We start from the raw sequence: 21,344 nt of genomic DNA, 5'->3' as shown, positions 1-21,344 counted from the left end.
AATCATACGCCCATTGAAGAAGGGCTACAAGGTACGGCACAGACACCATACCTGAACCGACGCGGCGCCGCTTCGCAAAAGCAGTCGGGAAAGTTCAGCAACGGTACTGCCTGTGGTGACGACATCATCCACAATCGCGATATGGAGGCCTTTGACCGCTAATTCAAGGCGAAAGGCATTTTTGAGGTTTCTTTTGCGAAGCCGGGCGTTGAGCTGATGCTGGATGGCGGTGGCATGGACACGCGTGAGCGCAGAGGCATCATACTCACAGCCGAGCCAGCGGGCGAGTGGGCGACAGAGCAGGTCACTCTGGTTGTAGCCGCGCCGCCAGTGTCGGCGTCGGTATAAGGGGACATTCACCACCCTGTCGATTTTCGGCAGGGTGCGGCTACGACGAGCCTGTAACACCGCCAGCAATAACAGGCGGGCGAGAGGTTGCGCCAGCGAACTCTGACCGGAAAACTTCAGGGCGTGAATGAGCCTGCTCAACGGTGGAACATAATCATCCACCGCCACCAGCGCGCTCCAGGGCGGGGATTTTTTCAGGCAGCGTCCGCAGGGTATATGTCGGCTCGTGGCCGGTAAACCACATTGTGGGCAGACCGTGAGACGTCCTTCCAGCGACCGCGTACAGACGGAACAGATCCCCCACCCACTGAGTGCAAGTGGCATTTGGCATAGCCAGCACAAGCCGGGCACTGTTAGCATGTGCAACCTCCATGTGAAATAAAGAGAACAGTAACTGATGAAGACGCTGTGGTGGCAGACTGTAGGGACAGGAAATTGCCATCTTGTGCTGCTGCACGGATGGGGCCTGAATGCGGAAGTATGGAATTGCATAAACGAGGAACTGGCCTCGCATTTCACGCTGCATCTGGTGGATTTACCGGGTTTTGGTCGCAGCCGTGGTTTTGGCCCTATGTCGCTTGATGAGATGGCGCAGCAGGTTCTGGCCGCCGCGCCACAAAACGCTATCTGGCTGGGCTGGAGCCTGGGCGGGCTGGTGGCAAGCCAGATTGCGCTCTCCCGACCAGAACGCGTGAGCGCGCTGGTGACCGTGGCCTCGTCGCCATGCTTTAGTGCGCAGGCGTCGTGGCCGGGTATAAAACCGGATGTGCTGGCGGGCTTCCAGCAACAGCTGAGTGAAGATTTTCAGCGGACCGTTGAACGTTTCCTCGCATTGCAAACGATGGGGACCGAAACCGCGCGTCAGGATGCGAGAGCGCTGAAGCAGACCGTGCTTTCCCTGCCGATGCCGGATGTTGAGGTGCTTAACGGTGGTCTTGAGATTCTGAAAACGGTTGACCTGCGTGAACCGCTGTCTGCGCTGACGATGCCGCATCTGCGTATTTATGGCTACCTCGACGGACTGGTTCCGCGGAAAGTAGTTCCATTGCTGGATTCGCTCTGGCCGGAAAGTGAATCGCAGATCATTGCCAAAGCGGCGCATGCCCCGTTTATCTCTCATCCGGCGGAGTTTTGCTCAGCGCTCATTGCGTTAAGTCAACGTTTAGACTGATTAATTTCTATCCAGCCTGGAAAAAGTCTTACACCGCAACCATACTCCAGATGTCGTTGCGGTGGTTCTGCCTACGACAATCAAAACAACAATCCTAAGGAGAGTCAGGCTATGAAACTTGTTACAGGTATTGTCACTTCTCTGGTTATTGGGTCAATTTCATTTGGCGTCTTTGCGGCAAAAGAGCTGGAAAAAGATAAAGTTGCCGGGATGAATCTGACCAAAATTGGTGAGATTTCTACGTCTGACACCACCGCGCCGATGGACGCTCGCAGAGAGTTGTCGAAAAAGGCGGATGAACTGGGCGGGACGTACTACGTGGTGACCAGTGCGAATAAAGATACAAAAAACGTGCGCGCAACGGCGGAAGTCTATAAGTAATACGATAAAGCCGGGCATCTCTGTCCGGCTTTATTAACGCAAAGCCCACCACTCCTTGAGGCAGGCTTTACCTTCCGGGCAGCTTTTACAACTGCCGGAGAGACAGCCGTCCGCGTCTTCCTGAATCCGCACGGCTTTCCCCATGGCTTCCAGTCTTTCCAGCATGGCATCGATCATCGGCTGCGGCGTATGCAGGCTGAGGCTCAGCTGTTTCGCCTCCATCCGCCCTTGTAATGCCAGCAGATCACGAACCTGAATCAACGATGCCATGGCTTACTCCTTAGTGACAGTCACCCGCCGGGCTGCTGCAACAAGTGGCGGCGGTTTTACGGTTTGCCAGCAGGTCGATATCGACGCGGCTGCGTGCCCGGCGTAGCAGACTGATAACTAACACGTTAAAGAGGACAACTGCCAGAATACAGACCAGGCTATAACGCGGGTGCTGGCTAAAGTTAACGGCCTGGTAAAAGAGCGTCGCCAGCGAGTAAGCAATGTTTAACCCCCACAGAATGGAGAATCCCATCCAGCCACGGCTGGACTCACGGGAAATCGCCCCCATCACGGAGATGCACGGAATATAGAGCAGGACAAAGATGAGGTAGCTGTAAGCTGCAGACTCGCTGCCAAACTTCTCACTCATCACGCCCATAGCCCCCGTCGCCATTTCACCGTCGCCTTTGCTGGCTTCAATAGGGTTTGCCAGCACGCTCAGGCTGAAGGTGTCTTTCAGGCTCTGCCAGGTTTCCTCTACTGCACCCAACAGTTCGTTACCGAGATGAAACTCTGCCGGATTAAATTCCTGCTCCTGAATGTTCTCAGCGGTGTAAAGCGTGTTCAGGGTGCCGACAACCACCTCTTTTGCCATCGCACCCGTGAACAGGCCAACCGTCGCCTGCCAGTTATCCTCATGCACGCCAATCGGTTTGAAGACTGGCGTGATGACGCGGCTGACGGAGGCAAGAGCAGAATCGTTGATGTTATCTGCCGCCTGCCCGCTGAGGGTGAAGCTGTTCAGCGCGCTCAGGAAAATGCTGACGATGACAATTACCTTACCGGCGCGCAGCACAAAGCCTTTCAGGCGTTGCCAGGTCTGGATCGCCAGGCTCTTAAGATGTGGCACGTGATAGACCGGCAGCTCCATGACAAAGGGTGATGCTTCGCCACGCATAATGGTGTGTTTCAGCATTAAACCGGTGAGGATCGCCATCACAATGCCCAGCACGTACAGCGAGAAGACCGCCAGCGCCCCTTGCTGACCAAAGAAGGCTGCCGCAAAGACCGCAAAGATGGCCAGGCGCGCACCGCAGGACATAAACGGCGCCATCATGATGGTCATCAGACGTTCACGCGGCGCATCAAGCGTGCGCGCGCCCATTACCGACGGCACGTTACAGCCGAAGCCAACAATCAGCGGGACGAAGGATTTGCCCGGCAGACCAAGAGCCTGCATCAGACGGTCCATGACAAACGCCGCGCGCGCCATGTAACCGGAATCCTCCAAGAAGGAGAGGAACAGATACATCATGCCGATTTGCGGCACCAGTGGCAGAACGGTATTGATACCGCCACCGATCCCCTGGGCAAGGAAAATGGTTAGCCATTCCGGGAAGTGCAGGGTGTAACCCACCCACTGAATACCGTGTACGAAGACCGCCACGGAACCGGCGTCGAAAATAGGCTGGAGTGCGCCACCGATGTTAATGGCGAGCAGGAACATCACGTACATCACCAGCAGGAAGATCGGCAAACCGAGGAAACGGTTAAGCACAATCTTGTCTACCGCAGCGGTAAAACGGCTCGGTTCCGCCGTAAGGGCGTTACTGACAACGTCGCAAATTGAGGCAATTGCCTGGTAACGTGCATCGGCGATGTGCAGGGCTGGGTCATCCAGCTCGTCGCTAAGACGGGCGATTGTGACATCCAGTTTATCTGCCGCATGCCCGGCGTATGCACGGCTGTAGATATCCCCTTCCAGCATTTGCAGGCCGAGCCACAAACGCTGTTTTTCGGGCATGCTTTTGTCCATTTCCTCTGCCAGAAGACCGGCCTCGCGCAGAAGTGGTTGCGCGTAATGCACCAGCTCAACGTCGCTATTTCCCGCATGACGGTCAATCGCCAGCTTCAGGGCATCAATGCCGCGAGCACGCGTCGACACCAGCGGAACCACCGGGCAACCCAGGCGCGCTGAGAGAGCATCGACGTCGATGCGCAGCTTTTGTTTCTCCGCAATGTCGAGCATGTTAAGCGCCACGATGCAGGGAATACCCAGTTCCAGCAGTTGCAGCGTCAGATAGAGGTTACGCTCAAGATTGGAAGCGTCGACCACGTTGATCAGGAGATCCGCGTCGCCGCCAAGAATATAGTGGCAGGCAATTTGCTCATCGAGCGAGGTTTGCGACGAAATGGTGGTTAAGGAATAGGTGCCGGGAAGGTCAACCAGCGTCACCTGGTTGTCTGTCGTCGTGAACTGGCCTTCTTTACGCTCAACCGTCACGCCTGCCCAGTTACCCACGCGCTGACGCGCTCCGGTTAACTGGTTAAATAACGTGGTCTTGCCGGAATTTGGATTACCAATTAAGCCAATAGTTAATTTTTTCATTTTAGTAGACTCACTGAAACCGCTGGCTTGTTATTGAGATAAGGCTTCGACTTCTATTAATGCGAGGTCTTTCTTACGCAGCACCAAATTCACGCGGCGGGTTTCGATATGAACGGGATCACCTAACGGGGCAACGCGCACGACCTGGAAAGACGAGCCGGGTAGCATGCCCAGTGACAGCAGCTTTTGCCGATAGGCCGGGCTAATTTCACGGGTAAAACCGGTAATTTTCCATGCACTGTCTGGAGTGAATTGCATAATGCCTGATCCCACGAAGGTTAAATAATCTACTATGCGATGATAATGAGAATAGTTTGTATCAGCAATAATAAAACTGTGACGGAATGTTGTTTGCGGGATTAATTTACGGCCTGTTTGACCTTGCTCAATATTTGCTGAATATGCGGCGACGAGAGAAGCGGCCTATTTGTTAATGGCGTGCTAATTATTGGTTTAAATAAAGGAGTGAGAGAATATACCGTACTGCGCGATCCCCTCTCCCCTGTGGGGAGAGGGTGAGAGGTTAGCGTTTTTTACCCATCGCGGCCGCCAGCGCATCCATCATCGCGCTGTTGCCTGCAGGCTGAGTATCACGCCCACGCGGTTTCGCGGCTTTAGCGGCCGGGCGCTGCTGCTCGCGGCCACCACCATTGCCGCTACGGCGCGCGTTGGTTTCGCCGGGTTGTTCATCCAGACGCATGGTCAGGGCAATTCGTTTGCGCTGTAAATCCACTTCCAGCACTTTGACCTTCACGATATCGCCCGCTTTGACCACGGTGTGCGGGTCTTCCACGAACTTGTCGGCAAGGGACGAGATATGCACCAGGCCATCCTGATGCACGCCGATATCCACAAATGCGCCAAAGTTGGTGACGTTGGTCACCGCACCTTCCAGCACCATGCCTGGCAGCAGGTCGTTCATGGTCTCGATGCCGTCGGCAAAGGTTGCTGTTTTGAACTCAGGACGTGGATCGCGGCCCGGTTTTTCCAGCTCTTTGATAATGTCAGTGACGGTTGGCACACCAAATTTATCGTCGGTGAAATCCGCGGCTTTCAGGTTGCGCAGCGCACTGTTATCACCCATCAGGTCTTTCAGTGCCTGTTGAGTGGCAGCCAGAATGCGTTCTACCACCGGGTACGCTTCCGGGTGAACGGTTGAGGCATCCAGCGGGTTATCACCGTGGTTGATGCGCAGGAAGCCCGCACACTGCTCAAAGGCTTTCGGTCCCAGACGGCTCACCTTCAGCAGTTGCTGACGGTTCTGGAACTGACCGTTCTCATCACGCCAGGCGACGATGTTCTGCGCCATCATGCGGGTTAAGCCTGCAACACGGGTCAACAGGGGAACTGAGGCGGTATTCAGGTCTACACCGACGGCGTTTACGCAGTCTTCCACCACCGCATCCAGCTTACGGGCGAGCTGAGTCTGGCTCACGTCGTGCTGATACTGGCCCACACCGATGGATTTCGGGTCAATCTTCACCAGTTCTGCAAGCGGATCCTGCAGACGACGAGCGATAGAGACCGCGCCGCGCAGAGAAACGTCCAGGTCCGGGAACTCCTGCGCCGCCAGTTCAGATGCGGAATAGACGGATGCCCCCGCTTCACTGACGATCACTTTCTGCGCCGTGACTTTCGGGAATTGTTTCTGCACGTCGAGGTAGAAACGTTCGGTTTCGCGGGACGCCGTACCGTTGCCGATAGCAACCAGCTCCACGTTGTATTTCTCGCACAGTGCCGCCACTGCGACAGCCGCTTTCGCTGCCTGGCCAGTGTGTGGATAGATGGTGTCGGTTGCCACCAGCTTACCGGTGCCGTCAACTACCGCCACTTTTACGCCCGTACGCAGACCCGGATCGAGACCCATGGTGGCGCGAAGGCCCGCCGGGGCGGCCATTAGCAGGTCGTGGAGGTTGCGGGCAAACACATTGATCGCTTCATCTTCGGCGCGCTCGCGCACGGTGCCCATCAGCTCGGTTTCGAGGTGCATCAGCACTTTGATACGCCACGTCCAGCTCACCACGCCTTTACGCCAGCTGTCTGCCGGGGCGTTGTTCAGACGCAGGCCGAGGTGATCGATGATGATCTGCTCGCAGTGGCTCTCTTTCGGCGGCTCGTCAAACTGCGGGTCGGCATTCAGGGAAAGCTGCAGCACGCCTTCGTTGCGGCCGCGGAACATTGCCAGCGCACGGTGAGACGGGGTCGTTGAAATCGGTTCGTGGTGATCGAAGTAGTCGCGGAATTTCGCGCCTTCGTCCTCTTTACCCGCGACGACGGTCGAGACGATGTGGGCATTTTTCCACAGGTAATCACGTACTTTGGCGAGCAGGGCGGCGTCTTCTGCAAAGCGTTCCATCAGAATATAACGCGCGCCGTCGAGGGCGGCCTTGGTGTCCGCGACGCCTTTGTCAGCGTCGATGAATTTCGCCGCTTCGGTATCTGGATCGTGGGAAGGTTCGTTCCACAGCAGGTCGGCCAGCGGCTCAAGACCCGCTTCAATCGCAATCTGCCCGCGCGTGCGGCGCTTTGGTTTATACGGCAGATAGAGATCTTCGAGTTCGGTTTTGCTCAGGGTACCGTTAATAGCGTTTTCCAGCTCGCTGGTCAGTTTACCCTGTTCGCCGATGGATTTGAGGATCGCCTGACGACGTTCTTCCAGTTCGCGCAGATAACCCAGACGGGTCTCCAGGTTACGCAGCTGTGTGTCATCCAGACCGCCGGTGACTTCCTTACGATAACGTGCAATAAACGGCACGGTGTTCCCTTCATCAAGCAGGCGAACGGCAGCTTCTACCTGTTCGGCTCTGGCCTGAAGTTCACCCGCAATAATGCGGCAGAGCGAATCTTTCATCATGGCTTTATCATCTTGTGGGTCAAAAATCAGGGGATAGTTATACGGGCTGACACGGCAAAATGCCAGCCGGGGAGGGCGCTCTCGGACTATTTTACGTACTCGATCTCATTGACGTACCAGCTGGCTTCACCACCGGGTGTCTGAACGACGGCTAAATCGCCCACTTCCTTTTTCAACAGCGCACGAGCCATAGGGGAGTCGATGGAGATGTAATCCTTTCGACCAAAAATTTCATCGTAGCCGACGATGCGAAAACGCAGGGTATCGCCGTTATCGTTTTCAATCTCCACCCATGCGCCGAAGAACACTTTGCCTTCCTGCTGCGGGGAGTAATCGACAATTTTAAGGTTCTCAAGGCATTTCGTCAGATAGCGTACCCGACGGTCGATCTCACGCAGCCGCTTCTTGTTGTACTGATAATCAGCATTTTCGCTGCGATCGCCGAGGCTCGCGGCCCAGGTGACTTTTTTCGTCACTTCAGGACGCTCTTCGCGCCACAGGTAATCCATCTCTTTTTTGAGTTTTTCGTACCCTTCGCGGGTGATCAGGGGCGTTTTCATGGTAAAGCCTTTGCTGCCGGTTTTCTGTCTTGCGCACAATACGTACCACACAGTGTAACAGACAGGATTAATAATGATTTATGTGATGAAATGAGCAGATAAGCTGCTGTTAAATATGCTTTGTAACAATTTCGACTAGAATTTATACCAGAATTAGCTGGTCGAACACGTGCACTTTTTTAGAATACGCTGTTACAAAGACTATCCGAACCTTTGGGAGTAAATACAATGCAAGAGAACTACAAAATTCTGGTCGTGGATGACGACATGCGCCTGCGTGCGCTGCTGGAACGTTATCTGACCGAGCAGGGCTTCCAGGTTCGTAGCGTCGCGAACGCTGAGCAGATGGATCGTCTGCTGACCCGTGAATCTTTCCACCTGATGGTGCTCGACCTGATGCTGCCCGGCGAAGACGGGCTCTCTATCTGCCGTCGTCTGCGTAGCCAGAGCAACCCGATGCCGATCATCATGGTGACGGCGAAGGGCGAGGAAGTTGATCGTATCGTGGGCCTCGAAATTGGTGCTGACGACTACATTCCAAAACCGTTTAACCCGCGTGAACTGCTGGCGCGTATTCGCGCTGTGCTGCGTCGTCAGGCAAATGAACTGCCTGGCGCACCGTCGCAGGAAGAGGCTGTCATTGCCTTCGGCAAGTTCAAGCTGAACCTCGGCACGCGCGAGATGTTCCGTGAAGACGAACCTATGCCACTCACCAGCGGCGAGTTCGCAGTTCTCAAAGCACTGGTTAGCCACCCACGTGAGCCGCTGTCCCGTGACAAGCTGATGAACCTGGCGCGTGGCCGCGAATACTCCGCAATGGAACGCTCCATCGATGTGCAGATCTCTCGTCTGCGCCGCATGGTGGAAGAAGATCCGGCGCATCCTCGTTATATTCAGACCGTTTGGGGTCTGGGCTACGTGTTCGTTCCGGACGGCTCTAAAGCATGAGGCGAATGCGCTTCTCGCCGCGAAGCTCGTTTGCCCGCACCCTGTTACTGATCGTCACCCTGCTGTTCGTCAGCCTGGTGACGACCTATCTGGTGGTGCTGAACTTTGCGATCCTGCCGAGCCTCCAGCAGTTTAATAAGGTCCTGGCCTACGAAGTCCGTATGCTGATGACCGATAAACTGCAGCTGGAGGATGGCACGCAGCTGGTTGTCCCCCCTGCCTTCCGTCGTGAAATTTACCGTGAGCTGGGTATTTCTCTCTACTCAAACGAAGCGGCGGAAGACGCGGGCCTGCGCTGGGCGCAGCATTATGAATTTCTTAGCCAGCAGATGGCGCAGCAGCTCGGCGGCCCGACGGAAGTGCGCGTCGAGGTCAACAAAAGCTCGCCTGTTGTCTGGCTGAAAACCTGGCTGTCACCCAATATCTGGGTTCGCGTTCCGCTGACCGAAATCCATCAGGGCGACTTCTCACCGCTATTCCGCTACACCCTGGCGATTATGCTGCTGGCGATAGGCGGAGCCTGGCTGTTTATTCGTATACAGAACCGACCGCTGGTCGACCTGGAGCACGCTGCGCTGCAGGTCGGTAAAGGGATTATTCCTCCTCCATTGCGTGAGTATGGTGCCTCTGAGGTCCGTTCGGTGACGCGTGCGTTTAACCATATGGCGGCCGGTGTGAAGCAACTGGCAGATGACCGTACGCTGCTGATGGCCGGTGTGAGCCATGACCTGCGCACACCGCTAACGCGTATCCGTCTGGCGACGGAGATGATGGGGGAAGAGGACGGCTATCTTGCCGAGTCCATCAACAAGGACATCGAAGAGTGTAATGCCATCATTGAGCAGTTCATCGACTACCTGCGCACCGGCCGAGATGCCAATGGAGATGGCGGATCTGAACGCGGTGCTGGGCGAAGTGGTGGCGGCGGAAAGCGGCTACGAGCGCGAGATTGATACCGACCTTCAGGCGGGGGAGATCCAGGTTCGCATGCATCCGCTTTCTATCAAACGTGCGGTTGCCAACATGGTGGTCAATGCGGCGCGTTACGGCAATGGCTGGATTAAAGTCAGCAGCGGGTCTGAACTTAACCGAGCCTGGTTCCAGGTGGAAGACGATGGTCCGGGCATCAAGCCTGAGCAGCGTAAGCATCTGTTCCAGCCGTTTGTGCGTGGCGACAGCGCGCGCAGCACCAGCGGTACAGGTTTAGGTCTGGCGATTGTACAGCGTATCATCGATAACCATAACGGACTGCTGGAGATTGGCACCAGCGAGCGGGGCGGGTTGAGCATTCGCGCCTGGTTGCCGGTACCGGTGACGCGCGGGCAGGTGAAAGAGAGTTAACAAAAGGGTGCGGCCTGATGCCCTCTCCCACGGGGAGAGGGAGAAAACATTAAAAAAGGCAACTTTCGTTGCCTTTTTGCTTTTACCTACAGCTTCGGTCCCGCGCTCACCAGCGCTTCACCCGCCGGGGTATCGGTGTACTTCTCGAAGTTCTCAATAAACAGCTTCGCCAGCGATTCCGCTTTCTCGCGCCACTGTTCCGGCGAACCGTAAGTGTTGCGTGGGTCGAGGATATGCGTATCCACACCCGGCAACTCTGTTGGGATCGCCAGATCAAACATTGGCAGCGTGAAGGTTTCAGCGTTATCCAGAGAACCATCCAGAATGGCGTCGATAATGGCGCGCGTATCTTTGATGGAGATACGCTTGCCGGTCCCGTTCCAGCCCGTGTTCACCAGGTACGCCTGCGCGCCGGAAGCCTGCATGCGTTTTACCAGCACTTCAGCGTACTGCGTCGGGTGCAGCGACAGGAATGCCGCGCCGAAGCAGGCTGAGAAGGTTGGGGTGGGTTCTGTCACGCCGCGCTCGGTACCCGCCAGCTTAGCGGTGAAGCCAGAGAGGAAGTGGTACTGTGTCTGGCTGGCGGTCAGGCGAGACACCGGCGGCAGCACGCCGAACGCATCTGCCGTCAGGAAAATGACCTTCGTGGCATGACCCGCTTTTGACACCGGCTTCACGATATTGTCGATGTGGTAGATCGGGTAAGAGACGCGGGTGTTTTCCGTTTTCGACGCATCGTCGAAGTCGATGGATCCATCGGCACGCACGGTGACGTTTTCCAGCAGCGCATCGCGACGAATAGCGTGGAAGATATCCGGCTCGGCCTCTTCAGACAGTCGAATAGTCTTCGCGTAGCAGCCGCCTTCAAAGTTGAATACACCGTCGTCATCCCAGCCGTGTTCGTCATCGCCAATCAGACGACGTTTCGGATCGGTGGACAGGGTGGTTTTCCCGGTACCGGAAAGACCAAAGAACACTGCCACGTCGCCTTTTTCACCGACGTTAGCCGAGCAGTGCATGGAGGCGATGCCTCGCAGCGGCAGCAGGTAGTTCATGACGGAGAACATCCCTTTCTTCATTTCGCCGCCGTACCAGGTACCGCCGATCAGTTGGATACGCTCGGTCAGGTTGAAGGCAACAAAGTTTTCGGAGTTCAGACCCTGCTCTTTCCACTGTGGGTTAGTGCATTTCGCACCGTTCATCACGATGAAATCCGGGGTGAAATTCTTCAGCTCTTCGTCGGTTGGACGAATAAACATGTTTTTCACGAAATGCGCCTGCCAGGCCACTTCGGTGATAAAACGTACGGAGAGACGGGTGTCGGCGTTAGCGCCACAGAAAGCATCGACAATGAACAGACGCTTGCCGGAAAGTTGATGGGTGACGAGCCCTTTCAGATGCTGCCAGGTTTCCGGGGAGAGCGGTTTGTTATCGTTCTTCCCTTTGCCCTTGTCAGCCCACCACAGCGTATCGCGGGTGGTTTCGTCGCGGACGATATACTTATCTTTCGGCGAACGACCGGTAAAGATACCGGTATCGACGGCGATAGCACCAAGATTCGTCAACACACCGCGCTCGTATCCTTCCAGGGCTGGATTGAGCTCTTCCTGATACAGCGTATCGTAGTCGGGGTTGTAGACGATTTCCTGGACGTCGTGAATACCATAAGCCTTGAGATCTTGCGGGGTTAAACCAGTAACACGCATATCACTGCTCCTTAGCCAATATGTACTGCCTGAAATTGTAGGGTTTTTCTGAGGTTGTTAACCGCGACGGGGCTCATAGATTTACGCATCTGGACAAAACCCTTACTAACGGAAAACGCTGCGACTCCAGTCACAGGGCAGGCGGATTATCGCAGGAATCGCTTTTTGGTTGGGGAAAATGTTCCGAAAAGGTTAAAGGCTGGTGATATTATCGGAAGGAATGTGAATGTAATCGCATACACGTAAGAAAATTACGTAAGAGTTACATTATGAAAACGATTCAGCATGGGCGGGGATTTTACCCCTCCCCCAAAGGGGAGAGGGGAAAAGTATTAGTGAACCTGTGGGTCTGCCGGGGAGGCGTTATTGCGGATCTCAGCAATATCCATCGAATTGAACACATAGTGCGTACCGCAGTAGTCACAGTGCATATCAATTTCGCCATCTTCCGCCATGATGCTGTCGATCTCTTCATCCGGCAGCGTCTTCAGTGCGCCGGCACAGCGTTCACGTGAACAGGTGCACTTAAACTCCACTGACTGCGGGTCGTAAACGGTCACTTCTTCTTCGTGATACAGACGCCACAGCACGTCGGTCGCCGACAGGTTGAACAGCTCTTCCGCTTTGATGGTTTCAGTCAGCGTCGCCAGGTGTTCAAAATCATTGGTCTGTGCGTCCTGAGCCGGCAGAACCTGCAGCAACATACCGCCCGCAGCAGGCTGGCCGTCCACTTCACCGGTGCGAATGAACAGGCGGGTTGGCAGCTGTTCAGAACGCATGAAGTAATCTTCCAGGCAGGCCGCCAGCGTATCGCCTTCCAGACCGACCACGCCCTGATAGCGTTCACCTTCCTCAGGGGAGATGGTGATCACCAGGTAGCCATTACCCACCAGCGTTTTCAGATCTGCATTTTCAGGTACATCGCCCTGAACGCGTGCCACGCCGCGCATCTGCTGCTGGTTATTGCCGTTGATCACCGCCAGCGTCATCGGGCCATCACCCTGTAATTGTACGGTAATATCACCCGCGAATTTCAGCGTTGCCGTCAGCAAGCTGGTGGCAACCAGCAGTTCGCCCAACAGGGTCTTCACCGGCAGCGGGTAGTTGTGGTTTTCCAGAATCTGTTTCCAGGTTTCGGATACGGTGACCAGCTCGCCGCGCACGGCGAATTGTTCAAACAGATAGCGGTGTAATTGGTCGTGTTGGGCCATTTTAGTCTCTCGTGCGGGTGAGGTTACTCAGTCTCACCGTGTTTAAATTTCATCAGATCGCGGCGCTCTTTTTTATCCGGCCGCCGGTCCGGGTGTGGCATAGTCAGCGCGTTCATTTTGCGCGCCAGCGCGGTTTTCTCACGCTTTTCAATGCTTTCAGCCGTCTCTTCATAAAGCAGTACGGCTTCGGTTGCGGGCCGTCGTTGTTCGGTAATGGCTTTAATCACCACCGTGCGTTCATCGTTGCCCTGACGCAGCGTCAGGGTGGCATTCACCTCAACCAGCTTGCTCGGTTTGCTGCGCTGGCCGTTGTAATGCACTTTTCCGCCGTCAACCATCTCGCGGGCAAGGGCGCGTGTTTTATAAAAACGCGCTGCCCACAGCCATTTATCCAGTCTTACCCCATCAGAGGGTTTTTCTTTCATGGCGTCTCCTTCACGGTGAGTGAGGGGATCATCTGGCGGTAGTCGTTCAACCCCGGATGGCGCAGATAGCTTTTTTCAGCCAGGCCAGAGTCAGGATTCGTAACCCCCAGACAATAGCGAATGCCAAAGGTGGCTGCGGAATCCAGAATGGGCTCGCTGTCGTCAATAAACAGCGTACGTTCAGGTTGCAAACCTGTCTCTTCCTTCACCGCGTGCCACAACCGCTGATCCTCTTTCGGATAACCAAATGTGTGGGTAGAAAGTAATAAATCAAGGTGTGAAGCCAGACCCGTATGTTCCAGCTTTACCGCCAGATTATGAGGATGCGCATTGGTCAGCAAAATACGGCGCTTGCCGCTGGTTTTCAGCGCATCCAGAAAAGGTACAGTATCTTCACGCAGCACGGCGCGTGGACCCTGAGCGGTAGTCATGGCACAAATATCCAGACCGAGGCGTTCGCTCCAGTAGTCAAGACAGTACCAGTTTAGCGTATGCTGCACCGCGCTATATTGCGAACGAATGAATGCCTGCGCTTCTGCCGGGGAGATCCCCTGCTGTTCGCCATAGGTTTCCGGAACCAGCTTTTGCCAGAAATAGTTATCAAAGGCGAGATCGAGCAGTGTGCCGTCCATATCCAGCAGAACGGTATCAACCTCCTGCCAGGCGATATCAAGATGCATAAGGGGTACTCCAGCCAGAAGAAACGTGCGCGACAGGGTAGCACATCTTGTCGCGCAAGGACGTTATCAGATCAGGCTCTCAGAGGAGGGGAGCAGCTTAGGATTGAGGCAATTTTCGTAATATTGCTGGATGTCAGCCAGCCGGGTGCGTGAACGCTGGTAGCGACGCAGGGCCATAAAACCGTTCCAGAAGATGGAGAACAGCATGGCTAGCATCAGCAGCGAGGTACCAATGTAGCGCCACAAACCTGCGCTATCCGGCATCCGGTGCAGAACGATATGACGGGTACCGTTGGCATCAGTATAAATACTCGTGACGATCCCTTCGGCACTGAACGGCGTTTGCATCAGCATCTGCGCCAGGCGCTGAAATTGGCTCCACTGCTCTTGTGCCGGGTAATCATAAAGCGCAACCTGCGGATAAGGTTGATCGACCAGGTCGCTGCCTTCATCACTGACAATGACAAAGCCACCCGGTGCCGGGCTGTTCAGCGCCTGAGCCGCACGGGTGGTTTCGCGCATCATGAACGGTGCTGTCGAAGTGGCCACCAGGTTGTCCAGCGATTCCGCGCTAACCGGACGCAGCAGCACGTTGACGCCATCCAGCCGACCCGCTTCGGCACGTTTCACCAGCGAGTCCCAGTCTTTGCTGTTCCCCAGATTTACCAGAGCGTTTTTGAGACGCACACACTCGTCCTGCGAGGAGCATAAATCCTTCGTTTTCAGGACGATGTCGCCAAAATCATCCAGCAGAACCATACCTGATTTCTGAATGGCTGAGCGCAGCGCAGGGCTGACGCGCGAATCATCATCCGGCTTCGGATGTAACTGGCGGTTGACCGTCTGAGTGAGGGCGGTGGCTTTATTCACCACTTCGGATTCCGGCAACGGCAGTGGCGGCGCGTCGTTCCAGATGATTTGCGAGCAATCGAACGGCATGAACGGTGAGTTCTGGCGCGTATTCCACGCCCCTGGGGTGTGAATATTACACATCCCGGTTCCCTTCAGGCGCAGCGTGTCTCCTACGCGCACACCGGCTTCATCCAGTTTGTTGACGCTGGTCGCTTCGATGGTTTGCGCCCCTTTGATCCACGAAAGGGTGAATTTGATGGGCATATCCAGCGGCACGAAAAGCAGCAGCATGACAAAGACCAGCGCGGCGCCTCCGGCAATAACCGTGCTACGTAACCAGTGCTGGAGCGGGAAATTTTTCACTTCATCATGCAGAGATAAAAATCGGCCCTGACGCACAACGTGGCGGTCAAGGTAGATATCAATATCGGTTTTCTGTCCTAAATCCTGCGCAATCCATGGTTGCCAGTGGCGCGGGTAGATAAGGTCGATAATGCCGAGTGAGATATTGTTGAGATGCTCCTGATCGTTTTCACCAAACAGACCCCAGCGCTTCGGCGTACCGCGCAGGCAGTGGATCTCACGCAACGAGGTTTTTGCTGGTGGGGCAAAAAGCCCCCAAAGCCCGGCAGCCAACAGTAACACCGCTCCTCCAGCCAGCCAGGGCACAAACACATCCGGCGTCAGCAGACAGCAGAAAAAGAGCAGGAAAGCGGCAACGATCAGGATGGCTTCACGAATGCCATCCGGGCGGCTCAGGGCATATTCTTCATGCGTCTCCTGGCGGATATTCAGCAGTTCGATCTGCTCTGACTCTTCGCCACGGATGGAAGCCTGGGTTGAACTTGCGCGCTCCAGCGCAAAGCGCGGTGCTTCCTGAAGGTATTCACTCAGCGTGTGACCGTTAAGCGAGATGACCAGAGGTAATGAATCTGTGTGGATCAGTTCAACGCTGTTTTCGTCAGTAATGTATTGCTCCCAGGATGGGGGCAGATGCACTTCGACAGAATCAAGGTAATAGCGCCATTTGTTGGGATCATCGGTGGTGATGCCATAGCGCGTGATGGAGCGTGTCAGGCACAGCACGGTATCACTTTGCGCATTAAGCTTAAGTGAGACTGGCGCAGCAGTAGCTCCCGTCGGCCCAGGGGTTAACTGAGAACGGTTCAGCGTTTCGAGATAGTTTTCAACTGCATCGCGCTCGTCTTGCGTGAGTTTACGCGTCGTTGCGCCAGCGAACGCATTTAAAAAAGGCAACCGGTAACGGCGTTGTATGCGACGCCTGTATACCCATCCTGCAAACAATGCGCCGGCCAGCATAGCAGCGAGAACAATCAAAATGGTGCTCATGCTTTCCCCATCTTACTTATCTTCTTACAGGTGTAGTCTGTAGCACCTTTAATATTGAATGAGAGTCTGTGGTTGGCTATCGGCAAGTATGGAGTCGAACTTGAGCATTCTGAAGCGCATCCCAGTGACCGATGATGATAGCAAAGCCTGTTATGGCGCGATATCAGCAAATTCCTGGAAACATTTCAACCTCTTGACATTTGTTTTGAATTGAGGATTGATCTTTATTACGTTGCATAAATGTAAATAAAGAACGATTGACATTGCCGAAACCGTGCGGCATATCGCACAATAAAGCCCGTTCTCACTGCTAAGACCCATCAAGATGAGCAAACCACTACAAAAACCCACCATTCTGAATGTTGAAACTGTCGCAAAATCGCGCCTGTTTAATGTCGAAAGCGTGGACCTGGAGTTCAGCAACGGTGTGCGTCGCGTTTATGAGCGTATGCGCCCCTCTGCGCGCGAAGCGGTGATGATTGTTCCTATTGTCGACGATCATCTGATTTTGATCCGCGAATACGCTGTGGGAACGGAGTCTTACGAGCTTGGGTTCTCGAAAGGGCTTATCGACCCGGGTGAAACTGTCTTTGAAGCGGCAAACCGCGAGCTAAAAGAAGAGGTGGGGTTTGGCGCGAATGAGCTGTCGTTCCTGAAAAAACTGAGCATGGCACCCTCTTATTTTTCCAGCAAAATGAATATCGTGGTAGCCGAAGGTCTCTATCCAGAATCGCTGGAAGGAGACGAGCCGGAGCCGTTGCCGCAGGTTCGCTGGCCGCTAGCACACCTGATGGATTTGCTGGAAGACCCGGACTTTAACGAAGCGCGTAATGTGAGTGCACTGTTCCTGGTACGGGAGTGGTTGAAGGGGCAGGGGCGACTGTAGTGGCCTGATGCCCTCACCCCAACCCTCTCCCACGGGAGAGGGAGCAAACACCAAAACGGCAACCAGAGGTTGCCGTTTTGCTTTGTTGTCAGAACAGCTCGTGCGTTTCGCCGTTATCAATAATCTCAGTACCCACCTCATGCACCGCCTGTGTGGTTGGCTGCGTGCCCTCGATGAAATACTCTTCGCGACTATTCCCGCCGTTGGCGAGCTGGCCCGTACTGCGGTCGATATTGACTGTCACCACGCCTGGCGGTGGCGTCAGCGGCTGCTCTGGAACACCTTCCAGAACAGATTTCATATAGGCATCCCAGGCAGGTTGCGCACTTTTCGCACCGCCTTCATAGCCGGAAATCTGATCTTTAATCGCACCAGATGCCGTTGTACGGCCTAAGTCGCGACGATGATCGTCGAAACCGATCCAGACTGAGGTCACCACACCCGGCCCGTAGCCGGAGAACCACGCATCTTTCGAGCTGTTGGTTGTCCCTGTCTTACCGCCGATGTCATGACGCTGCAAATCACGTCCTGCACGCCAGCCGGTACCTTGCCAGCCTGGTTCACCGAAGATGTTAGTATTCAGCGCGCTTTTGATCAGGAACGACAGCGGCGTGTTGATCACATGCGGGGCATACTCCTGTGCACCTGTCTGCGCCACCAGCGCCTGGTTCGCCTGTTCCAGTTGTGGCTGCGGTACTACGCCGTTCTGCTGCTCCTGAGACACAGCAACGTCTTCCATGTCCTTGTTCTCAAGCACGTCAGATTTCGGCGTATTGCCGTAAATGACCGGAATATCGCAGTCAGGACAGGCAATTTTCGGCTTCGCTTCAAACAGTACGCCGCCCTGATCGTTCTCGATTTTACTGATGAAATACGGATCAATCAGGAAGCCACCGTTGGCCATTACCGAGTATCCGCGTGCAACCTGAAGCGGCGTAAAGGAGGCTGAGCCTAACGCCAGCGATTCGGTGCGAACGATGTTCTGCGCCGGGAAACCGAAGCGTTGCAGATACTCGGCAGCATAGTCGACGCCCATCGCGCGCATGGCACGCACCATTACCACGTTTTTCGACTGTCCCAGACCCTGACGAAGACGAATAGGGCCGGCATATTCCGCAGGGGAGTTCTTCGGCTGCCAGTCGGACCCGGCACCGGCATCCCAGCGAGAGATGGGAACGTCGTTAAGGATGCTGGCAAGGGTCAGGCCCTTATCCATCGCGGCAGTGTAGAGGAACGGCTTGATATTGGAACCGACCTGACGCAGTGCCTGGGTAGCACGGTTAAATTTGCTCTGGTTAAAATCGAACCCACCGACCAGGGCCATTACAGCGCCGTTCTGAGGATTAATGGAGACCAGAGCCGAGTTAACGTCCGGAACTTGCGCCAGCCACCAGGCCTCACCTACCTTGCGCACCCAGATTTGCTGTCCGGTTTGTACCGCATCGGTCACTTTACGCGGCGTTGCACCTTGCAGGGTATCTGAACGGTACGGACGCGCCCAACGGATGCCATCCATACGCAGGGAGACTGAGGTGCCGTCCGCGAGCGTCGCAACGGCTTCCTGAGGATCGGCTTGAGTGACCACGGCTGGAAGGAGTGGGCCATAGGTTGGCAGCGCTTTCAGCGTACTGGTGATTTTTTTGCTGTCCCACGCGCTTTCGCCCACTTTCCAGAGCACGTTTGACGGGCCGCGATAGCCGTGACGCATATCGTAATCCATCACGTTATTACGTACCGCTTCCTGTGCTGCCTGCTGAACCTTACGGGTAACAGTAGTGTAAACGCGATAACCATCTTCGTAGGCCTTATCACCATAACGATTCACCATCTCCTGGCGAACCATTTCGGTCAGATAAGGGGCAGAGAAGGCGATCTCAGGGGCGTGATAGTTGGCATCAATAACATCATTACGCGCCTGGTCGTACTCGCTCTGGCTGATATAGCCTTCGCTTAACATACGGGACAGAACGACGTTACGACGTGCGGTGGCGCGATCGAGCGAGTAGAGCGGGTTAAACGTAGAAGGCGCTTTCGGCAGACCCGCGATGGTTGCCATTTCGCTTAAGGTGAGTTGCTCAACTGGTTTACCGAAGTACACCTGTGCGGCAGCCCCCACACCATAGGCGCGGTACCCCAAATAGATTTTATTGAGGTACAGCTCCAGGATCTCGTCTTTGCTCAACAGCTGCTCGATACGGATCGCAAGGAAGACCTCTTTGATCTTACGGATCAGCGTCTTTTCCGGACTGAGGAAGAAGTTACGTGCCAGCTGTTGCGTAATGGTACTCGCCCCCTGAGAGGCATGACCGGAGAACAACGCAATGCTTGCGGCACGGAAAATCCCCACCGGATCGACACCATGGTGCTCGTAAAAACGGCTGTCCTCAGTGGCGATAAAGGCTTTCACCATAACAGGTGGAATTTGGTTTAAGGTCAGCGGAATACGGCGCTTCTCGCCATACTGCGCCATCAACTCGCCATCGGCGCTATAGACTTGCATCGGGATCTGGAGTCGCACATCGCGAAGCGTAGCGACATCAGGTAGCTGTGGCTCAATATATTTGTACAAACCGTAAATCGAGCCTGCTCCCAGCAGAATGCAACAGACTGCAAGGATGAATAAATACTTTACGAACTTCACCGGAGATTTCCCATTTGGTTTCACTTGGGCAGTTTCTAAACAATCGCGCGGTAGTATAAAGGCAAGCCTGATTCATTGATATAGCCGTCACGGTGACGGGCGATAAGGAGATCGTGAAGCATGGCTTTCAAAACATGGCAAACGGGCGTTCATATTCAACAGGATAGGGTGCTCATCGTCGCATTGGCCCGGGAGAGAACTGGCTGGTGCTTGCGTCGCTGGTGGGCAATCCCTCTGACCGAAAGCGTCATTCGGGAAGGTAAAATATGCCAGCCTGAACAGCTGGTTGACGCGTTGCGCGACTGGCGTAAGACGTTGCCACTCCAGCACCGTGTGTTCCTCTCTTTCCCGGCAGCACGCACCCTGCAACGCTCACTTCCCCGTCCGGCCATTGCGCTGCGCGACAGCGAGCAACTTTCATGGCTGGGCGCGGCACTCTCGCGCGAACTGGAGATGCCAGCAGAAACGCTCTGTTTCGATTACGTGCAGGACACGTTCAGCAACACATTTCATGTTACCGCCGCACAAAACAAAGAGGTTGAAACTCTCCTGGCGCTGGCGAAAACGCTACGTTTGCGGCTGGTGACGATTACCCCGGATGCCAGCGCACTGGCGAACCTTCTTCCCGCAGTTGCCCCGGCGCATTGCGTCGCCTGGCGAGATGAACATCAGTGGCTGTGGGCTATGCGTCATCAGTGGGGACGCCGCTTTACCACAGAAGCTGCAAACGTGACGGAGCTGGCGGCGCTACTGGCCCTGAGTCCGGGCGATATCGCGCTGTTTGATATCCGACGTGACCCATGGGAAACCCTGGAGCGCTGCCATGCCCCGCTACCGGAATGCGGTGCTGATTACACCGTCGCGCTGGCGTTGGCCATGAGCGAGGTCCCTGAGTGAACATGACGAACTTTATACCGTGGCGACAGCAACGGCGGGCGCGTTGTCTGCGTTTCTGGGGCGCGATGTTCGTCGGCGCATGGCTGGTGATGCTGATGGTCATTTTCTGCCTGAGGATAAACCACCTGGTGAGGCTGCACGCTCTGCGAGCTGAACTGGCGGGAATGCAGTCCGTGCGTCACGCGCTTATGTCTCGCCAGACGCTGACCACAGAGGTGCCGATGCCTGCACTGAAACGTCAACGACACGCATGGCAACCGGTGCTGGAATCACTTGCCAGCGTCATGCCGTCGCAGGTCTGGCTGACTGAACTGCGTTACCAGCCTCCTGCTCTGATGCTCATCGGGTATGCCACTACCCTGCCAGCTCTTTCTGCGCTGCGTGATGTACCTGGACAACTCGACGGGTTCACGACAGGACCCGCAGGGGAGATCCGCCAGGATAGCCAGGGACACTGGATGTTCACATTTAATCTGAAAAGTGAGAGGTAACGT

Annotated in this window: 18 protein-coding genes and 1 pseudogene; 7 read left to right on the top strand and 12 right to left on the bottom strand. The window is 55.2% G+C overall.

Going from position 1 to position 21,344, the window contains the following annotated elements; translation table 11 throughout:
* Positions 1 to 24 precede the first annotated feature (24 nt).
* Positions 25 to 708 carry a DNA utilization protein GntX gene (gntX, locus tag ACJ9Y9_RS22335; RefSeq protein ID WP_028018034.1) on the bottom strand — a complete coding sequence of 228 codons (684 nt, stop codon included), beginning with the start codon at positions 706 to 708 and terminating at the stop codon, positions 25 to 27.
* Between the two features lie 37 nt (positions 709 to 745).
* Between gntX and bioH the strand changes: the two genes are divergently transcribed.
* Positions 746 to 1,519 carry a pimeloyl-ACP methyl ester esterase BioH gene (bioH, locus tag ACJ9Y9_RS22330; RefSeq protein ID WP_028018033.1) on the top strand — a complete coding sequence of 258 codons (774 nt, stop codon included), beginning with the start codon at positions 746 to 748 and terminating at the stop codon, positions 1,517 to 1,519.
* A gap of 111 nt (positions 1,520 to 1,630) precedes the next feature.
* A complete protein-coding gene (locus ACJ9Y9_RS22325; RefSeq protein WP_028018032.1) occupies positions 1,631 to 1,900 on the top strand; it encodes a YdgH/BhsA/McbA-like domain containing protein in 270 nt (89 codons plus the stop codon).
* Between the two features lie 33 nt (positions 1,901 to 1,933).
* Here the strand turns inward: ACJ9Y9_RS22325 and feoC are convergent, their stop codons facing one another.
* The 5 genes from feoC to greB form a co-directional block, all read right to left on the bottom strand.
* Positions 1,934 to 2,170 carry a [Fe-S]-dependent transcriptional repressor FeoC gene (feoC, locus tag ACJ9Y9_RS22320; protein WP_028018031.1) on the bottom strand — a complete coding sequence of 79 codons (237 nt, stop codon included), beginning with the start codon at positions 2,168 to 2,170 and terminating at the stop codon, positions 1,934 to 1,936.
* A gap of 10 nt (positions 2,171 to 2,180) precedes the next feature.
* Complete coding sequence (feoB, locus tag ACJ9Y9_RS22315) at positions 2,181 to 4,499, bottom strand: Fe(2+) transporter permease subunit FeoB (protein ID WP_028018030.1); 2,319 nt, start codon at positions 4,497 to 4,499, stop codon at positions 2,181 to 2,183.
* Between the two features lie 30 nt (positions 4,500 to 4,529).
* Positions 4,530 to 4,757: a ferrous iron transporter A gene (gene feoA / locus ACJ9Y9_RS22310; protein WP_010436417.1), complete on the bottom strand. Its 228-nt coding sequence runs from the start codon at positions 4,755 to 4,757 to the stop codon at positions 4,530 to 4,532.
* Between the two features lie 265 nt (positions 4,758 to 5,022).
* On the bottom strand, positions 5,023 to 7,353 hold the full coding sequence (locus ACJ9Y9_RS22305; RefSeq protein ID WP_028018029.1) for a Tex family protein: 2,331 nt from the start codon (positions 7,351 to 7,353) through the stop codon (positions 5,023 to 5,025).
* A gap of 86 nt (positions 7,354 to 7,439) precedes the next feature.
* A complete protein-coding gene (greB, locus tag ACJ9Y9_RS22300; protein ID WP_028018028.1) occupies positions 7,440 to 7,913 on the bottom strand; it encodes a transcription elongation factor GreB in 474 nt (157 codons plus the stop codon).
* A 228-nt stretch (positions 7,914 to 8,141) separates the two neighbouring features.
* Here greB and ompR point away from each other — a divergent pair, with 228 nt between their 5' ends.
* Both ompR and envZ read left to right on the top strand, forming a co-directional pair.
* Positions 8,142 to 8,861, top strand: a complete 720-nt coding sequence (gene ompR, locus ACJ9Y9_RS22295; protein WP_001157751.1) for a two-component system response regulator OmpR — start codon at positions 8,142 to 8,144, stop codon at positions 8,859 to 8,861.
* Positions 8,858 to 10,202 (top strand): annotated as a pseudogene (gene envZ / locus ACJ9Y9_RS22290) (two-component system sensor histidine kinase EnvZ). The gene ompR and the pseudogene envZ overlap by 4 nt, the downstream one beginning before the upstream one ends.
* 86 nt (positions 10,203 to 10,288) lie before the next feature.
* Here envZ and pckA read toward each other — a convergent pair.
* The 5 genes from pckA to ACJ9Y9_RS22265 form a co-directional block, all read right to left on the bottom strand.
* Positions 10,289 to 11,908, bottom strand: coding sequence for a phosphoenolpyruvate carboxykinase (ATP) (gene pckA, locus ACJ9Y9_RS22285; RefSeq protein ID WP_028018027.1), 1,620 nt, complete (start codon positions 11,906 to 11,908; stop codon positions 10,289 to 10,291).
* 332 nt (positions 11,909 to 12,240) lie between these two features.
* Positions 12,241 to 13,119 (bottom strand): Hsp33 family molecular chaperone HslO, encoded by an 879-nt coding sequence (gene hslO, locus ACJ9Y9_RS22280; protein ID WP_023309492.1) that lies wholly within the window; start codon positions 13,117 to 13,119, stop codon positions 12,241 to 12,243.
* A gap of 23 nt (positions 13,120 to 13,142) precedes the next feature.
* Entirely contained in the window at positions 13,143 to 13,544 is a 402-nt protein-coding gene (gene hslR / locus ACJ9Y9_RS22275; protein WP_028018026.1) for a ribosome-associated heat shock protein Hsp15, read from the bottom strand.
* Positions 13,541 to 14,224, bottom strand: a complete 684-nt coding sequence (yrfG, locus tag ACJ9Y9_RS22270; protein ID WP_028018025.1) for a GMP/IMP nucleotidase — start codon at positions 14,222 to 14,224, stop codon at positions 13,541 to 13,543. Before yrfG ends, hslR begins: the two co-directional genes overlap by 4 nt.
* Positions 14,225 to 14,290: 66 nt before the next feature.
* Positions 14,291 to 16,426, bottom strand: coding sequence for an intracellular growth attenuator family protein (locus ACJ9Y9_RS22265; protein ID WP_028018024.1), 2,136 nt, complete (start codon positions 16,424 to 16,426; stop codon positions 14,291 to 14,293).
* Between the two features lie 325 nt (positions 16,427 to 16,751).
* Here ACJ9Y9_RS22265 and nudE point away from each other — a divergent pair, with 325 nt between their 5' ends.
* Entirely contained in the window at positions 16,752 to 17,312 is a 561-nt protein-coding gene (gene nudE, locus ACJ9Y9_RS22260; protein ID WP_028018023.1) for an ADP compounds hydrolase NudE, read from the top strand.
* An 88-nt stretch (positions 17,313 to 17,400) separates the two neighbouring features.
* Here nudE and mrcA read toward each other — a convergent pair whose 3' ends face one another.
* Positions 17,401 to 19,953, bottom strand: coding sequence for a peptidoglycan glycosyltransferase/peptidoglycan DD-transpeptidase MrcA (gene mrcA / locus ACJ9Y9_RS22255; protein WP_028018022.1), 2,553 nt, complete (start codon positions 19,951 to 19,953; stop codon positions 17,401 to 17,403).
* A gap of 120 nt (positions 19,954 to 20,073) precedes the next feature.
* Here mrcA and ACJ9Y9_RS22250 point away from each other — a divergent pair, with 120 nt between their 5' ends.
* Together ACJ9Y9_RS22250 and ACJ9Y9_RS22245 are read left to right on the top strand one after the other, a co-directional pair.
* Complete coding sequence (locus tag ACJ9Y9_RS22250) at positions 20,074 to 20,850, top strand: hypothetical protein (protein ID WP_028018021.1); 777 nt, start codon at positions 20,074 to 20,076, stop codon at positions 20,848 to 20,850.
* On the top strand, positions 20,847 to 21,341 hold the full coding sequence (locus ACJ9Y9_RS22245) for a PilN domain-containing protein (RefSeq protein WP_028018020.1): 495 nt from the start codon (positions 20,847 to 20,849) through the stop codon (positions 21,339 to 21,341). The genes ACJ9Y9_RS22250 and ACJ9Y9_RS22245 overlap by 4 nt, the downstream gene beginning before the upstream one ends.
* Positions 21,342 to 21,344 lie beyond the last annotated feature (3 nt).

This window comes from Enterobacter sp. CPE_E1241, assembly GCF_045618265.1.
Lineage (GTDB): Bacteria > Pseudomonadota > Gammaproteobacteria > Enterobacterales > Enterobacteriaceae > Enterobacter > Enterobacter adelaidei.
The sequence above is the reverse complement of the archived record's forward strand: the minus strand, read 5'-3'. Positions and strand labels throughout refer to the sequence as shown.

What these genes read in the sequence shown, in the direction of transcription:
- ACJ9Y9_RS22250 (WP_028018021.1), top strand. Translation starts at nt 20,074, where the DNA reads ATGGCTTTCAAAACATGGCAAACGGGCGTTCATATTCAACAGGATAGG.
- greB (WP_028018028.1), bottom strand. Translation starts at nt 7,913, where the DNA reads ATGAAAACGCCCCTGATCACCCGCGAAGGGTACGAAAAACTCAAAAAA.
- hslR (WP_028018026.1), bottom strand. Translation starts at nt 13,544, where the DNA reads ATGAAAGAAAAACCCTCTGATGGGGTAAGACTGGATAAATGGCTGTGG.
- yrfG (WP_028018025.1), bottom strand. Translation starts at nt 14,224, where the DNA reads ATGCATCTTGATATCGCCTGGCAGGAGGTTGATACCGTTCTGCTGGAT.
- feoA (WP_010436417.1), bottom strand. Translation starts at nt 4,757, where the DNA reads ATGCAATTCACTCCAGACAGTGCATGGAAAATTACCGGTTTTACCCGT.
- gntX (WP_028018034.1), bottom strand. Translation starts at nt 708, where the DNA reads ATGCTAACAGTGCCCGGCTTGTGCTGGCTATGCCAAATGCCACTTGCA.
- feoC (WP_028018031.1), bottom strand. Translation starts at nt 2,170, where the DNA reads ATGGCATCGTTGATTCAGGTTCGTGATCTGCTGGCATTACAAGGGCGG.
- feoB (WP_028018030.1), bottom strand. Translation starts at nt 4,499, where the DNA reads ATGAAAAAATTAACTATTGGCTTAATTGGTAATCCAAATTCCGGCAAG.
- nudE (WP_028018023.1), top strand. Translation starts at nt 16,752, where the DNA reads ATGAGCAAACCACTACAAAAACCCACCATTCTGAATGTTGAAACTGTC.
- bioH (WP_028018033.1), top strand. Translation starts at nt 746, where the DNA reads ATGAAGACGCTGTGGTGGCAGACTGTAGGGACAGGAAATTGCCATCTT.
- pckA (WP_028018027.1), bottom strand. Translation starts at nt 11,908, where the DNA reads ATGCGTGTTACTGGTTTAACCCCGCAAGATCTCAAGGCTTATGGTATT.
- ACJ9Y9_RS22265 (WP_028018024.1), bottom strand. Translation starts at nt 16,426, where the DNA reads ATGAGCACCATTTTGATTGTTCTCGCTGCTATGCTGGCCGGCGCATTG.
- ompR (WP_001157751.1), top strand. Translation starts at nt 8,142, where the DNA reads ATGCAAGAGAACTACAAAATTCTGGTCGTGGATGACGACATGCGCCTG.
- hslO (WP_023309492.1), bottom strand. Translation starts at nt 13,119, where the DNA reads ATGGCCCAACACGACCAATTACACCGCTATCTGTTTGAACAATTCGCC.
- ACJ9Y9_RS22325 (WP_028018032.1), top strand. Translation starts at nt 1,631, where the DNA reads ATGAAACTTGTTACAGGTATTGTCACTTCTCTGGTTATTGGGTCAATT.
- ACJ9Y9_RS22305 (WP_028018029.1), bottom strand. Translation starts at nt 7,353, where the DNA reads ATGATGAAAGATTCGCTCTGCCGCATTATTGCGGGTGAACTTCAGGCC.